Annotated in this window: 15 protein-coding genes; 11 read left to right on the top strand and 4 right to left on the bottom strand. The window is 68.7% G+C overall.

Annotated elements, in window-relative coordinates:
* The 4 genes from AC1DYX_RS17740 to AC1DYX_RS17755 form a co-directional block, all read right to left on the bottom strand.
* Positions 1-513 (bottom strand): ExeA family protein (locus AC1DYX_RS17740; RefSeq protein WP_477261144.1); only part of this gene is annotated, 513 nt, incomplete at its 3' end.
* Positions 514-528: 15 nt separating this feature from the next.
* Positions 529-1041: a hypothetical protein gene (locus AC1DYX_RS17745; protein ID WP_477261146.1), complete on the bottom strand. Its 513-nt coding sequence runs from the start codon at positions 1039-1041 to the stop codon at positions 529-531.
* Positions 1023-1208 carry a hypothetical protein gene (locus AC1DYX_RS17750; RefSeq protein WP_477261148.1) on the bottom strand — a complete coding sequence of 62 codons (186 nt, stop codon included), beginning with the start codon at positions 1206-1208 and terminating at the stop codon, positions 1023-1025. The genes AC1DYX_RS17745 and AC1DYX_RS17750 overlap by 19 nt, the downstream gene beginning before the upstream one ends.
* Before the next feature lie 72 nt (positions 1209-1280).
* Complete coding sequence (locus AC1DYX_RS17755) at positions 1281-1409, bottom strand: hypothetical protein (RefSeq protein ID WP_477261150.1); 129 nt, start codon at positions 1407-1409, stop codon at positions 1281-1283.
* 36 nt (positions 1410-1445) lie between these two features.
* On the opposite strand from AC1DYX_RS17755, the gene AC1DYX_RS17760 reads away from it, so the two are divergent.
* The 11 genes from AC1DYX_RS17760 to AC1DYX_RS17810 all read left to right on the top strand — a co-directional run bounded on the left by AC1DYX_RS17760 (position 1446) and on the right by AC1DYX_RS17810 (position 14450).
* On the top strand, positions 1446-2474 hold the full coding sequence (locus AC1DYX_RS17760) for a hypothetical protein (RefSeq protein WP_477261152.1): 1029 nt from the start codon (positions 1446-1448) through the stop codon (positions 2472-2474).
* Between the two features lie 230 nt (positions 2475-2704).
* The gene (locus AC1DYX_RS17765; RefSeq protein ID WP_477261154.1) at positions 2705-3832 is read left to right on the top strand and encodes a GIN domain-containing protein; all 1128 of its coding nucleotides are present in this window, start codon (positions 2705-2707) and stop codon (positions 3830-3832) included.
* A 27-nt stretch (positions 3833-3859) separates the two neighbouring features.
* A complete protein-coding gene (locus AC1DYX_RS17770; RefSeq protein WP_477261156.1) occupies positions 3860-4234 on the top strand; it encodes a hypothetical protein in 375 nt (124 codons plus the stop codon).
* 64 nt (positions 4235-4298) lie between these two features.
* Entirely contained in the window at positions 4299-6251 is a 1953-nt protein-coding gene (locus tag AC1DYX_RS17775) for a CocE/NonD family hydrolase (RefSeq protein WP_477261158.1), read from the top strand.
* 133 nt (positions 6252-6384) lie between these two features.
* A complete protein-coding gene (gene htpX / locus AC1DYX_RS17780) occupies positions 6385-7254 on the top strand; it encodes a protease HtpX (RefSeq protein ID WP_477261160.1) in 870 nt (289 codons plus the stop codon).
* Positions 7251-8381 carry an AI-2E family transporter gene (locus AC1DYX_RS17785; protein WP_477261162.1) on the top strand — a complete coding sequence of 377 codons (1131 nt, stop codon included), beginning with the start codon at positions 7251-7253 and terminating at the stop codon, positions 8379-8381. Before htpX ends, AC1DYX_RS17785 begins: the two co-directional genes overlap by 4 nt.
* A gap of 65 nt (positions 8382-8446) precedes the next feature.
* The gene (locus tag AC1DYX_RS17790) at positions 8447-9322 is read left to right on the top strand and encodes a glucosamine kinase nucleotide-binding domain-containing protein (protein WP_477261164.1); all 876 of its coding nucleotides are present in this window, start codon (positions 8447-8449) and stop codon (positions 9320-9322) included.
* A gap of 22 nt (positions 9323-9344) precedes the next feature.
* Positions 9345-10454, top strand: coding sequence for an N-acetylglucosamine-6-phosphate deacetylase (nagA, locus tag AC1DYX_RS17795; protein ID WP_477261166.1), 1110 nt, complete (start codon positions 9345-9347; stop codon positions 10452-10454).
* The gene (locus tag AC1DYX_RS17800) at positions 10447-11457 is read left to right on the top strand and encodes an SIS domain-containing protein (protein WP_477261172.1); all 1011 of its coding nucleotides are present in this window, start codon (positions 10447-10449) and stop codon (positions 11455-11457) included. Before nagA ends, AC1DYX_RS17800 begins: the two co-directional genes overlap by 8 nt.
* Positions 11458-11460: 3 nt before the next feature.
* Entirely contained in the window at positions 11461-12945 is a 1485-nt protein-coding gene (locus AC1DYX_RS17805) for a glycoside hydrolase family 3 protein (RefSeq protein ID WP_477261168.1), read from the top strand.
* Between the two features lie 206 nt (positions 12946-13151).
* A complete protein-coding gene (locus AC1DYX_RS17810; RefSeq protein WP_477261170.1) occupies positions 13152-14450 on the top strand; it encodes a tol-pal system YbgF family protein in 1299 nt (432 codons plus the stop codon).
* Positions 14451-14520: the final 70 nt, after the last annotated feature.

Genomic DNA, 14520 nt, shown 5'->3' on the forward strand with positions numbered 1-14520 from the left:
CAGTTCCGGCTGTCCGATCAGGATGATCTGCAGGAGCTTGCGCTCGCTCGTCTCGAGGTTCGTCAGCAGGCGCAGCTGCTCCAGCACCTCGGGAGACAGGTTCTGCGCCTCGTCGATCACGAGCACGTTGTTGTGGCCCCGCGCATGGCTGGCCAGCAACCAGGCATTGATCGCGTCGACATAGGCCTTCACACCGAAGTTGATGTCACTGAGCGGCGCGACGTCGATGCGGAATTCGTCGCAGATGGTCTGCAACAGTTCCTCGACCGTCAGCTTCGGATTGAAGATATAGGCCAGGCGGCAGTCGTCCGGCACCTGCTCGATGAAGCAGCGGCACACGGTCGTCTTGCCGGCGCCGATCTCACCCGTCAGCAGCACGAAGCCGCCGCCGCTCCTGATCCCGTACAGCAGGTGCGCCAGCGCCTCGCGGTGGCGTTCGCTCATGAACAGGTAGCGCGGATCGGGGGCGATCGAGAATGGGGCCTGCTTCAGTTGAAAGTAGTTTGTGTACATGCCAATACCAGGAGCTTACCGGCGCCGCGGCAGCGATTTGAACTTCGCGCAGTATATTTTGCTTTTGGCATTGTAGTAAGCGATTGTGCTGCCGGGGACGGAGACGCGCAAAGGGTAAGGCGACGCATCCGCCGCCAGATGGCGCACGCCGGCCGCCTTGCGGACCGCCTGTTCCAGTTCGTCCGGCGGGACTTCGGCGACGGCGCCGACGAACACCCATTCGCTCGTGTCGTCGCTGACCATGACCTCGGTGACGGGCGCGCCCCACAGCGTCGTCTCGCCCGTGCGGAACCAGTACGCGCCGCCCTCGTGCTTGTAGGCCGGGCCGAAGTGGGTCTCCAGCCAGCCATAGAAATACGCGTTGTCGAGATGATCATGGCACAGCAGCGCCGCGCCGATGACGGGAGCGAACGTGGACGGCTGCTTGTCCTGCGTCTGCGCGTGCGCGGTCCCGGCGAGTGCCAACGCCGACGCCAGCGCGAGCGGAACGGCCCGCCGCCACGGGAAGGTCAGAGTTTGGACAGCCATGCGCGGTTGGCGGCGATCTTCGCCTTCACCGAGGCCGGCAGCGCTTCGTAACAACCCGGATGCTGCTTGAGCGCGTGCTCGCGCACTTCCTTTTCCAGGCCGTTGACGATGAATACATAAACTGAGGCACCTTCCGCACTCTTGCGGGTGCCCATATAGCGAATCACGGCAATCTCCTTGAGAGCGCCCATTATGCCATTCACACCCGGGTTCGGCCACGGCCGGGCCGCAGACATGCGTCAGGATGGGGTACTGGAGATCGCCCGGCAGGCCCCGTCGTTGCGCTCGAGCCACAGCTGCAACAACTCGCGCTTGTCCTGGCCGACGAAATCCTTCGCCCGCGTGGACAAACTGTCATGTCGCGTCACGGACGAGCCGGCCGACGACGGCCTATAATCGCCGGCATGACGACTGCCCTCCTCCTCCGCCTCCTCGCCTGCGCGTTCGCCCTGTCGGCCTGCGCGGCCGGCGAGGCGGCCGGCGTGGCGCCCGCATCGTCCTCCGTATCGCCCTCCTCGCCGCGCCTGTGGAAGGCCTCGCGCGCGGCACCGGACCACGGCACCACGGTGCTGTACGTGCTGGCCGCGAGTCCGGCCGGCCTGCCGGTCGAATACGATGGCTACTACACCCGCGCCGTGCTGCCGGCCCTGCGCAAGTCGGCCACCCTGTCGGTCGAGGGCGTGGGCGACGGCGAAGAAGCGCCGGCCGGTCCGGGCTGCGACCTGGGCCAGCTCGACGAGGAAGGCATCGCCAGACTCAACGACGCGCGCCAGCGCGTCCTCACGCTCGCGCTGCAGGCCGACATGGCGCGGCGCGACGCGCTCGACGTCAAGGCGCTGGCGAAGGCGCTCGATCCGGACACCCAGGCGCAATCGTGGGCACGCCTGGTCGAGATGAGCGACGAATTCACGCTGCTGCAGTTCGCGCGCCTGCAGGCGGCCACGCTCGTCGCCGCGCGCGCGACGCAAGCCCCGGACGGCGCGCGCGGCAACGTGGCCGAGGCGCTCGTACGCGCGCGGCCCGACATGCCGGTGCATGACATCGATTACAGGACCGGGATGATGCACGCGTACTGCGCGTCCGGTCCGAAGCGCACGCTGCTGCTGCAGGACGTGGTCGACGGCGTGCCGCAAGACGCCGCCGCGGCCGCGCGCGCCATCCCGCGCCTGACGCGCGACTTCGACGCCCTGCTGCGCAACCGCGCGCCGGCCGCCGGCAATGCCTTCGCCCGCCTGGCGCCGCTGGACGCGGGCCTCGTCTGCGCGCGCAACCTCGACTGGATCGCGCGCATGAACACGGTGGCGGACGGCCGTGCGCATTTCTACGTGGTCCCCGTGCGCAACCTGTTTGCGGCCAGGCACGACAATGCCGATTGCGGCGGCCTGCTGGACGACCTGGCCCAGGCCGGTTTCACCGTCGCGCCCGTCAGGTAGGGTGGACGGGTTTCCCGTCCACGCGTCCAGCCAGAGCTTGCGTTGCTTCAGCAGCGCGGTAATTTGAACGCGTGGACGGCGGAGCCGTCCACCCTACCGCCCCCACGCCGTCCCCGCCCACCCTCGCTTTTCCGCAGCCTGTCCTGCGTTTTCGCGCTTTCGTCGAAAGGCGGCTGCACGGCTCGAAGCCATGCCGTATCGTGCAGTTTCCCCGCACTCAAGACGACGCCATGAAATCCGCCCTCAAGCTCATCCTGCTCGCCGCCGCCCTGTCCGCCGGCGCCATCGCCACGATGCCCGTCTCGGTCGCCCAGCCGCAGGACGCAGGTACCGCCGTCGCCACGGAACAGCGTCCGGTTGCCGCTTTCAGTGCGATCGAACTGGCCGGCCCCTACCACGTCGTGATCGATGCCCAGGCGAAGCCGTCCCTGACGCTGAGCGGCGCGCGCAAGCAGCTGGCCGAGGTCGAGACCGTGGTGCGCGGCGACACGCTCGTCGTGCGCCCGGTGCAACGCAACGGCCTCTTCTTCAGCTTCGGCAAGCGCCAGGAGACGGTCACGATCCGCATCGGCGCCGCCGCGCTGAAACGCCTGACGGTGGCCGGCAGCGGCGACGTGGAGATCGCGCGCGTCAAGGGCGAGCGCTTCACGCTGATAGGCAACGGTCCCGGCGATGTCCGCGCGAGCGGCACGGTGCGCCAGCTGAGCGTGACGGGCAGCGGCAGCGGCGATCTCGACCTGCACGACCTGAAGGCGGCCGACGTCGACGTGGCGCTGAACGGCCCGGGCGACGTGCGCCTGTCCGACGTGGCCGGCACGCTGGCCGTGCAACAGGGCGGCTCGGGCGACCTGGAAGCGGACGGCCTGCGCACCGCCAGGGTCACGGCGCGCATGCACGGTCCGGGCAACATCACACTGTCCGGCAGCGCGGGCGACCTGAACGTGGAAATCAGCGGCTCGGGCGACCTCGATGCCGGCGGCCTGAAAACGGCCAGGGCGACCGTGCGCAGCCATGGCCCCGGCGACATCACCCTGGCCGGCGTGACGGACACGCTGGATGCCGAACTGCAGGGTTCCGGCGACCTCACGGCGAGCCTGTCCGCCAAGCGCCTGCTGCTGCGCATGAACGGCCCGGGCGACGCGCGCGTCGACGGCACCGTGGCCCAGGCCGACGCGCAGATCGCGGGCTCGGGCAGCCTGGAAGGCCACGGCCTGGTAGCGGCCCATGCCGATATCGCCGTGCATGGACCCGGCACCGCCGCCGTGAACGTGACCGGGAACGATCGTGCCGAAACAAAGCGTGGTTCACGCGGCCAATTGTTGCTGGTTGACCGCAGCGGTTCGCATCCGGCGCGGTAAAATGAAGGTACGCGAAGGAGGTCCAAAATGCTGTCCCTGTTCGCCCGCCTGAAACGCCGCTTCGCACCGGCATCCGAGCCCGCCATCCGGGTCTTCCCGGACTGTTTCGCCACGCAGGAGACCGTCGTGCCCTGGGACGACGTCAGCCGCGTGCTGGCCCATGCCGTACCGAGCGGCGTGCGCATCGAAGTGCGCGCCGCGCATCTGGACGAGGCCATCGTGCTGGCCGAGATGCAGCCCGGCTTCGACGCCTTCTTGCGCATGGCCGACCTGCGCCTGACCTTCCCGCTCGCGTGGTGGGAAGCGCTGCCGCGTGCACGCCACGTGGTGCTGTTCGAGGCCGTGCCGCACGCGGTGCCGGCCGCCGTGCTGCATCCCGCACCCCGCACCGTCAACGGATGACACGTGTCCTTGTGCTAATGTAGCGGCGCGGCCATGCCGCCCACGACATAATCAAGGACGCCCGATGATGACATGCCCTGTGCGCCTCGCGCCCCTGCTCGGCGCGCTGGCGCTCGCCGGCTTCGCCCATGCGCAGTCGGCACCGCAAGTCCCGCAGTACCCGGCCCTGCCCTCCGAGACCCCGGCCGAATTCACGGCACCCACGCAGGACTTCAACTACGTGAAGCGCACGGTGATGATCCCGATGCGCGACGGCACGAAGCTGAACACCATCATCATCGTGCCGAAGGGCGCGCACGATGCGCCCATCCTGCTGACGCGCACGCCTTATGACGCGAGCAGTTTCGTGGGCCACGCGGAGAGTTCGGACCTGGAGACGATCCTGACGGGCTACGACAACGCGGCCGACGTCATCGTCGAAGGCGGCTATATCCGCGTCGTGCAGGACGTGCGCGGCAAGTACGGCTCGGAAGGCGACTACGTGATGAATCGCCCGCTGCTCGGGCCGCTGAACCCGACGCCGGTGGATCACTCGACCGATACGTGGGACACCATCGAGTGGCTGACGAAGAACGTCCCCGAGACGAACGGCCGCGTGGGCATCGTCGGCATTTCGTACGACGGCTTCCTGCCGCTGATGGCACTGGTGAATCCGCACCCGGCGCTGAAGGTCGCGGTGCCGATGAATCCGATGGTCGACGGCTGGCTCGGCGACGACTGGTTCCACAACGGTGCCTTCCGGCAGATCAATATGTCGTACATCCTCGAACAGGTGGTCACGCGCGCCAACACGGCCCGCTGGCCCACCACCACCTACGACGACTACGACACGTACCTGCGCGCCGGTTCGGCCGGGAACCTTGGCCGCACGCGCGGGCTGGAACAGAGCGGGTTCTGGAACAAGGTCCTCGCGCACCCCGCGTACGACGCGTTCTGGCAGCTGCAGGCGATGGACAGGATCCTCGCGCAGCAGCCCGTCACGGTGCCCACGCTGCTCGTGCACAGCCTGTGGGACGCGGAAGACATCTATGGCCCCATCGCCGTGTGGAAGGCGCTCAAGCCGCACGACACGGCACACAACGTGTTCCTGACCCTGGGCCCGTGGTCGCACGGCGGCGCCATCGGCGACGGCAGCACGCTCGGCGCGATCAGGTTCGGCAGCGACACGGCGCTGCACTGGCGCCGGCGGGTGCTCGAACCTTTCCTCGCGCGCTACCTGAAGGGCGATGCCTCCGTGCCCGCGATCCCCGCCGTGACGGCGTTCGAGACGGGCACGAACACCTGGCGCGACCTGGACGCGTGGCCCAGCGGGTGCAGGGCCGGCTGCGCCATCGAACCCGCCGTGCTGCGCCTCGCCGCCGGACAGAAGGCTGTATTGAACGGCGCGGCCGATGCGAAAGGCTACGACGAATACGTGTCCGATCCGGCGAAACCGGTGCCGTTCCGCCAGCGCCCGATCCCGCCTTACGGCTACGACGAAGCGAAGGGGCAGACATGGCCGCGCTGGCTCGTCGACGACCAGCGCGAGGCGTCCGGCCGCACGGACGTCGCGACGTTCATGTCCGACGTCCTGACCGCGCCCGTCAAAATCAGCGGCGAACCCGTCGCCCACCTCGTCGCCTCGACGAGCGGCACGGATGCCGACTGGGTCGTGAAACTGATCGACGTATACCCGGACCAGGTGGGCAGCCAACCCGCCATGGGCGGCTACCAGCTGATGGTGGCCGGCGACATCTTCCGCGGCCGCTACCGCGAAGGCTACGACAACGCCAGGCCGCTGGCGCCGAACCGGCCGCTTGCCTACCGTTTCGGCCTGCCGACGGCGAACCACGTATTCCTTCCGGGCCACCGCATCATGGTGCAGGTACAATCGAGCTGGTTTCCTCTCTACGACCGCAACCCGCAGACCTTCGTGCCCAATATCTTCCTTGCCCAGCCCGCCGACTACAAGAAGGCCACGCAGCGTATCTACCACAGCAGCTACGTGGAACTTCCCCTCGTGCGGGCGACACCATGACACAGATCATCCGATTTTTTCGAAGAAATCCTTCCAGTAACTTCGCTTTTTCAAGAGACGTCGTTACCTTATCCTCTCGCCTTGACAACGGCCGCCGCGGCCGCGAATCTTGTTATTGATGAGAGAGATCAACATGAAACGCATCCTCCTTTTTCTTGCCACCAACGTCGCCATCATGCTCGTGCTCGGCATCACGGCGAGCCTGCTGGGCGTCAACCACTACCTCACGGCAAAGGGCCTGAACCTCGGCACCCTGCTCGTGTTCGCCGGCCTGATGGGCTTCGGCGGCGCCTTCATTTCGCTGTGGCTGTCGAAGCCGATCGCAAAATGGACCACCGGCGCGCGCGTGATCGAACAAGCCTCCAACCCGACCGAGCGCTGGCTGCTCGACACGGTCGCCCGCCAGGCGCAGAAGGCCGGCATCGCCATGCCGGAAGTGGCCGTCTATGAAGGCGCACCGAACGCGTTCGCCACGGGCGCGACGAAGAACGCGTCGCTCGTGGCCGTGTCGACGGGCCTGCTCCAATCGATGACGCATGACGAAGTCGAGGCCGTGCTGGCGCACGAAGTGGCCCACATCGCCAACGGCGACATGGTCACCCTGACCCTGATCCAGGGCGTCGTGAACACGTTCGTGATCTTCCTGGCGCGCGTCGTCGCGTATGCCGTCGACCAGTTCCTGCGCCGCGACGGCGAGGAACGCGGCCCCGGCATCGCCTTCACCGTGACCTCGGTCGTGTGCGACCTGCTGTTCGGCCTCCTGGCCAGCATCATCGTGGCCTGGTTCTCGCGCCAGCGCGAATACCGCGCCGACCGCGGTGCCGCCCGGATCATGGGCACGCCGCGCCCGATGATCGCCGCGCTGCAGCGCCTTGGCGGCATCGACCATGCCGACCTGCCGAAGAACCTGGCGGCAGCGGGCATCGCCGGCGGCGGCGTACTGGCCCTGTTCAGCAGCCACCCCTCGTGCGAGGACCGCATCGCGGCCCTGCAACACGCATGACGGACCGGCGCGCCTCCCAACTCGTGGCGCCGGCGCTGTTCGCGCTGGCGCTCGGCGTCATCCTGCAGCACTTCCTCGGCGCGCTGGCCTGGGCCGGCCTGCTCGCCGTCATCACCTGGCCCGCGCACGTCCACCTGCAGCGCCGCGGCTGGCCGCCGGCAGCCAGCGCGGCCTGCCTCGTCGGCCTGCTCATCCTCGGTTTCGTGGCCCCGTCCATCCTGCTGCTGAACACGCTCAGCGGCGAACTGGCCGGCGTGCAGCGCCTGCTCGCGCGCGCCAACGAGACGGGCGTGCCGGTGCCCGTCTGGCTCGCGCGCCTGCCGCTCGTGGCCGAACACGCCACCCGCTGGTGGAACGAGCATCTCGCCCTGCCCGGCGGCCTGAATCGCGTCGTCGGCAGCGCGGCCGGCGACTTCGCGCCGCACCTGACGGGCGCTGCGCGCCTCTGGGGCTCGACGATCCTCGCCAACGCGCTCTACCTGTTCCTCGCCCTGCTCACGCTGTTCGTGCTGTACCTGCACGGCCCCGCCGCCGTGCGCCACGTCGACAATGCCGGCACGCGCCTGCTGCCGCACCAGTATCCGATACTGCGCCGCGTGTTCCCGCTGTCGGTGCGCGGCACGGCGCTGGGCCTGGTGTCCGTCGCCGTTCTCGAAGGCTGCGTGCTCGGCGTCGCCTATCTGATCGCGGGCGCGCCGGCACCGGCGCTGCTCGCAGTGCTGACGGGCTATCTGGCCCTCGTGCCGGGCGGTGCGCCACTGTCGTTCACGCTCGTGTCGCTGCTGCTGCTGGGCCAGGGCCATTCCGGCGCCGCGCTCGGACTGTTCTGCTGGGGCGCGTTCGAACTGTTCATGGTCGACAAATTCATCCGCCCGAAACTCATCGGCCGGCGCGTCAACCTGCCGTTCCTCGCCGTGCTGTTCGGCCTCCTCGGCGGCGTCTCCACGTTGGGCGTCATCGGCCTGTTCGTGGGGCCGTTCATGATGGCGATCCTGTTCGAATGGCTGCGCGGCGGCGCCATCGACAATACCTCTTTAAATACCAATTTCACGTATCCAGCTCGCCATCCGAGCAGGGAAAACGAGACCAGTTCCACAGTACCGGCACGGCAGGACAATACCAATTAAATACCTGTTGACAAGCTTTCCAGTGCTGCCTATAGTGCCCTGACTTTCCCGGCACGGCACACTCCATGATCGACTATCTCATCGGCGTCGACGGCGGCGGCACCGGCACCCGCGTACGCATCGCTCACCTGGCGTCCGGCGGCGCCGTCGAACGAGCGCAAGGCGCCGGCGGCCCGTCCGGCCTGGGCCTCGGCATCGCGCGCGCCTGGGCTGCCATCCACGACGCCGTCGCACAAGCCTTCACCACGGCCGGCAGCACGCAGCCGCCTTTGGCCCGCATGGCTATCGGCCTCGGCCTGGCCGGCGTGCACAACGGCCAGTGGGCGCAGGCGTTCCGCGACGCGGATCCCGGCTACGGCGCCCTCGTCCTCGAAACTGACGCTTTTACTACCCTCTTGGGGGCACACGGCGGGGGTCCCGGCGCGATCGTCGCCATCGGCACGGGCAGCGTGGGCGAAGTGCTGCAGCCCGACGGCACGCGGCGCGAAGTCGGCGGCTGGGGCTTCCCCGCCGGCGACGAAGCGAGCGGCGGCTGGATCGGCCTCGCCGCCATCAACCACATCGAACAGGTGCTGGACGGACGCCGTCCCGGCAGCGCGTTCGCGGATGCGATCATCGCCGCGTGCGGCGGCGACCGCGCCGCCATCCAGGTCTGGCTCGGCCAGGCCACGCAGACGACCTATGCATCGCTGGCGCCGCTCGTGTTGCAACATGCCGGCGACCCGGCCGCGCGCGCCATCCTGACCAGAGCCGGCGAGGAAGCGGCCGCCATCGCCCGCGCCCTCGATCCGGACGGGCGCCTGCCGCTGGCATTGTGCGGCGGCCTCGGTGGCGCGCTGCGCGAATGGCTGCCGCCCGCGCTCGCGGCCCGCGCCCGCGCGCCGCTGGGCGATTCCGCGCAGGGCGCGTTACGGATGATCGAGCTGCACCTCGCGGCATAACGTGCTTGAACAAGGACCCACCATGCAAGGCAATATCCTGACTCCGGACGGCTGGATCCGCGGCCGGCTCCGCATCGAGGACGGCGCCGCGACCATCGCCGCCATCGAAGGCGCAGCGGCCGATCCGGGCGCCAACGGCGACGACTACCTCCTCCCCGGCTTCATCGACCTGCACGTGCACGGCGGCGCGGGGCGCGACATGATGGAAGGCGGCGACGCCCCGCACGTGATCGCGCGCCTGCACGCCCGGCACGGCACGACGAGCCTGCTCGCGACGACGATGACGGCGCCGCTCGACGACATCGACCGCGCGTTGACCGCCATCGGCAGCGCGTGCGAACAGCGCGGCAAAGGCGAGGCGCGCATCCTCGGCGTGCACCTGGAGGGCCCGTACATCAACGCGGGCAAGCTGGGCGCGCAGCCGCCATTCGCACGCGAAGCGAACATGGCGGAAGTCGAGCGCTTCAACGCACGGGCCCCGCTGCGCCTGATCACCGTCGCGCCCGAGATCGACGACCACCTGGCCCTCGTGCGCCAGCTTGCGGACGCCGGCATCCGCGTGCAGATCGGCCATACGAACGGCAACTACGAGGACGGCGTCAGGGCGCTGGAACATGGCGCGGCCGGTTTTACCCACCTGTTCAACGCGATGCCGGGCCTGCACCACCGCGACCCCGGCATGGTGGGCGCGGCGCTGGCGCATGCGCAGTACGCCGAGATCATCCCCGACCTGCTGCACGTGCATCCGGGCGCCATCAGGACGGCGCTGCGCTGCATTCCGAATCTGTACTGCGTGACGGACTCCACGGCGGCCGCCGGCATGCCGGACGGCGAGTACATGCTGGGCCGCCAGGTCGTCCACAAATGCATGGGCGGCGTGCGCCTCGCGGACGGCACGCTGGCCGGCAGCACGCTGACGATGGACCAGGCGCTGCGCAACCTGGTCTCCATCGGCCTGGACCTTGCCGACGCCGCGCGCCGCGTGTCGACCAATGCCGCCGACTACCTGGGCGAGACGCGCCGCGGCCGCATCGCGCCGGGCTGCTTCGCCGACCTGGTCGTGCTGGACCGCGACCTCAACCTCAAAGCCGTCTACATCGAAGGAGAACAGTGTGACCTCGCTGATGCTTGAAGAAGCCCTGTCCGCGGCCGACTGCGTCGCCCTGCAGCTGGCGCACGACGCCGAGCGCTACGCGGCGCTGGGCCACCACCTGCGCGGCACGCCGTTCCAGAATGCCGTGACGGTGGCGCGCGGCAGCTCGGATCACGCGTCCGCCTACCTCGCCTACCTGATCATGGCGCGCATGGGCCGCCTCGTGACATCGCTGCCGATGTCGCTCGTCACCTTGTACAAGGCGCCGCTGCAGGCTGCAGGCACGCTCGCCATCTCGGTCTCGCAATCCGGCCAGAGTCCGGACGTGGTGGAACCGATCCGCTACTTCCGCAGCGGCGGCGCGACGACGGTGGCCCTCGTCAACGACATCGATTCGCCGCTCGCGCACGCCGCCGAATGGGCGCTGCCGCTGCGCGCCGGGAAAGAGCGCAGCGTGGCCGCGACGAAGAGCTTCATCACGAGCCTGACGGCCGGCGCGCGCCTCGTGGCCGAATGGCAGCAGGACGCCGAATTGCAGGACGGCCTCGCCGCCCTGCCCGATGCGTTGCGGCGCGCGGCCGCCGTCGACTGGTCGGCCGCCCTCGACGTCCTTGCTCCGGCCCGCAACATCATGGTCGTTGGCCGCGGCATCTGCTTCCCCGTCGCGCTGGAAGCCGCGCTGAAACTCAAGGAAACCTCGGCGCTGCAGGCCGAAGCGTTTTCCAGCGCCGAGATCAAGCACGGGCCGATGGCGCTGATCGATCATGGCTACCCGCTGCTGATCTTCGCCACGCGCGGCCCGGCGCAGGCTGGCCTCGTCGCGCTGGCCGACGAGATGCGCGGCCGCGGCGCACGCGTGCTGCTCGCGGCACCGGCCGACGTGCCGTCGCGCGACCTCGAACTGCCGGTCGCGCCCTGCCCGGACCTCGATCCCATCGTCGCGATCGAGGCGTTCTACGTGATGGCGGCGCATCTCGCGCGGGCGCGCGGGCTCGATCCGGACCAGCCGCGTCACCTCAGCAAAGTCACGAAAACAAATTAAGCCATGGACACGACGGAATACCGGCGGCTGGCCGGCCAACTGATCATGATCCGGCTGTTCGGCACGGAACTGGATGCCGAAACAAAGGACTTCATCCGCGCCAGCCACGTGCGCGGCGCCTGCCTGTTCCGCCAGAACATGACGGACGCGGCGCAGCTCACGCGCTTCACCGGCGACTTGCGGGCGGCAATGGGCGCGCACGCGCTGCTCGCGCTGGACCAGGAAGGCGGCGCCGTCGTGCGCGCGCTGTGGGTCCCACCGCCGCCGTCCGCGATGGCGCTCGGTGCGACCGGCGACGAAGATCTCGCGCGCGACGTCGGCGCGGCGGTCGCGCGGGCGATCCGCGCGATGGGCTTCAACTGGAACTTCGCGCCCGTGCTGGACCTGAACAACAACCCGAGGAATCCCGTCATCGCCGAGCGTTCGTTCGGCGCCGACCCGCACACCGCGACGAAACTCGCGCTCGCATGGRTGGCCGGCAGCGACAGCGAAGGCGTGGCCTGCTGCGTCAAGCACTTCCCCGGCCATGGCGACACGCACGTCGATTCGCACCGCGACCTGCCCACGGTCGACAAGCCGCTGGCGGACCTGGAGCGCTTCGAATTCGCGCCGTTCCGCACGGCCGCCCCGCACGCGCCCGCCGTGATGACGGCGCACATCGTCTATCCATCGCTCGACCCGGACAATCCGGCCACGATGTCGCGTGCGATCCTCTCCGACCTGCTGCGCGACAGCTGGGGCTATGACGGCGTGATCATCACGGACGGCATGGACATGCACGCGATCGCGCACCGCTACGAGGCCGGCCAGGCGGCCGTGAACGCGCTGCTGGCCGGCGCGGACATGGTGATGGCGATCGGCAGCCGCGCCGCGCAGGAAGACACCATCGCCGCCATCGCGGCCGCCATCGCCGACGGCCGCCTGCCGCTGGCCGGCGTGCACGCGCGCCTGGACCGCCTGGACCGCCTCGCGCGCGCGCATCCGGCCGGCGCGGTGCCGTACACGACGGAAAGCGCGGACCGCGTGCTGATGGCCACCGCCTGGCGCAGGGCACTGACGGCGCGCGGCGATCCGCATCGCCCCGTGGCGGGCAGCAAAGTGCGGCTGGTGGCGCGCCAGGACGTCGTCAGCGACGGCGTCTCGGAAGCAGGCGTACCCGCCAGCGCCATCGCGGCGATGCTGGGCCATCTGTTCGACGTGGACCTCGTCACCTTCGCGGATGCCGAGACGTTCGACTGGCGCGCGCTACCGCTTGACGACCGCTTCACGATCCTGGCGTCGACCTCGCGCCGCCGCTACGGCCCGCATGCCCGCGCCACGTGGACGCCGGACCTGCACCTCGCTTTGTGGAATCCCTACCAGGCCCTCGACTTCGCGGCGCCCGCGCTGATGACCTATGGCTTCGCGCCGCCCGCGCTGGAGGCCGTGCGGGCCTGGCTGGCCGGCGACATCGAGGCGGAGGGGCACTGCCCCGTGCCCGGTTTTTGAAAGTTCCCGCTGCCGGTTTGACGCATGGCCGGTAACGCATTGTAACGACGCATCCGCGCGCCGCACGGCTGGGGCAGAATTGTCACGCCGGTCAGCGGATTGTGGGAGAATGCACGCTTTGTCCGAGATCGGCATCCGGCACCGTCGGCGTATGTATGCCAGAACCCGCACGGTGCATTTTTTCGTCATTCAGAGAGGATTAGTCAATGTCCCAATTCCGTTTTGCCCGCCTTGCCCTGATGCTGGCCGCCCTTGGCCTGAACGCCGCGCCGGTCCTGATGCACAGCGCCTCGGCGCAGGACAAGAACGCCCCGGCTGCCCAGCCGAAGCCCGATGCGGTCCGCCCGGAACTGTTCAAACTGCTGGACCCGGCCCAGATCAAGCCTCTGATGGATGCGAAGAACTACACGGAGGTGCAGAGCCGCGTCACCCAGGCCGAAGCGGTTGCGGACAAATCCCCGTATGAAGTCTATGTGCTGAACCGCATGAAGCTGTCGCTGGCCACGGCCACGGGCAACGACCAGATGTCGATAAGCGCGCTGGAAGCCATCCTGGCGTCGGGCAAGGTGCCGGAAGCGGACAAGCCGCGCTTCGAGCAGGCCCTGGCCACGATGTATTACAACGCCAAGAATTATCCGAAGGCGATCGAGCTGTACAAGCAGATCCAGGCCAGCGGCCAGGCATCGGACCAGGTCAACTCGGCGCTGATCCGCTCGTACTACCTGAGCGGCGACTACGCGACGGCACTGAAGGCCCAGGAACCGGTGCTGCAGGCTGCGGAACAGGCCGGCAAGACCCCGTCGCAGGAAGACCTGCGCCTGTATGCGTCGGCCGCGAACAAGGTCAAGGACGATGCCGCCTACCTGCGCGGCCTGGAAAAACTGGTCGCCTACTACCCGAACGACGACTTCTGGACCGACCTGATCAGCCGCGGCATCGTGCGCAAGCAGGGCTTCCAGGACGCCAACATCCCCGACGTGCTGCGCCTCGAATTCGCGGCCGTCAAGCAGATGTCGTCGGATGCCTACTCGGAACTGGCCGAGTTGGCCATGAAGGATGGCTTCCCGACCGAAGCGAAGAAGATCGTCGACGCGGGCTTCGCCGCCGGCGTGCTGGGCACGGGCAGCGGCGCCGCCAAGGACCGCCAGCTGCGCGACCGCGCCACCAGGGAAGCCGCAAGCGACGCCAAGAACATCGGCGCGGGCGAAGCGGGCGCCGCCAAGGCCAAGACCGGTGCCGGCCTCGTCAACCTGGGCTGGGCGTATGTCACGATGGACCAGTTCGACAAAGGCATCGGCTTCATCCAGCAGGGTATCGCCAAGGGCGGCCTGAAGTCGCCGGACGAAGCCAAGCTACGCCTGGGCATGGCCTATGCGAAAGCCGGCCAGAAGGACAAAGCCATCGCGACCTTCCAGGAAGTCAAGGCGGGCGGCGGTCTGTCCGACACGGCCAAGTACTGGATCCTGCTGCTGAACCACCCGGCCGGCACGGTGGCGGCCAAGTAATTCTGCCGGCCCTCCCGGTAATGAAGCGGCGTGGCGTTGTCCACGCCGCTTTTTTTCGTCTATATGATTT

It is taken from the genome of Massilia sp. P2_C2 (assembly GCF_056404615.1).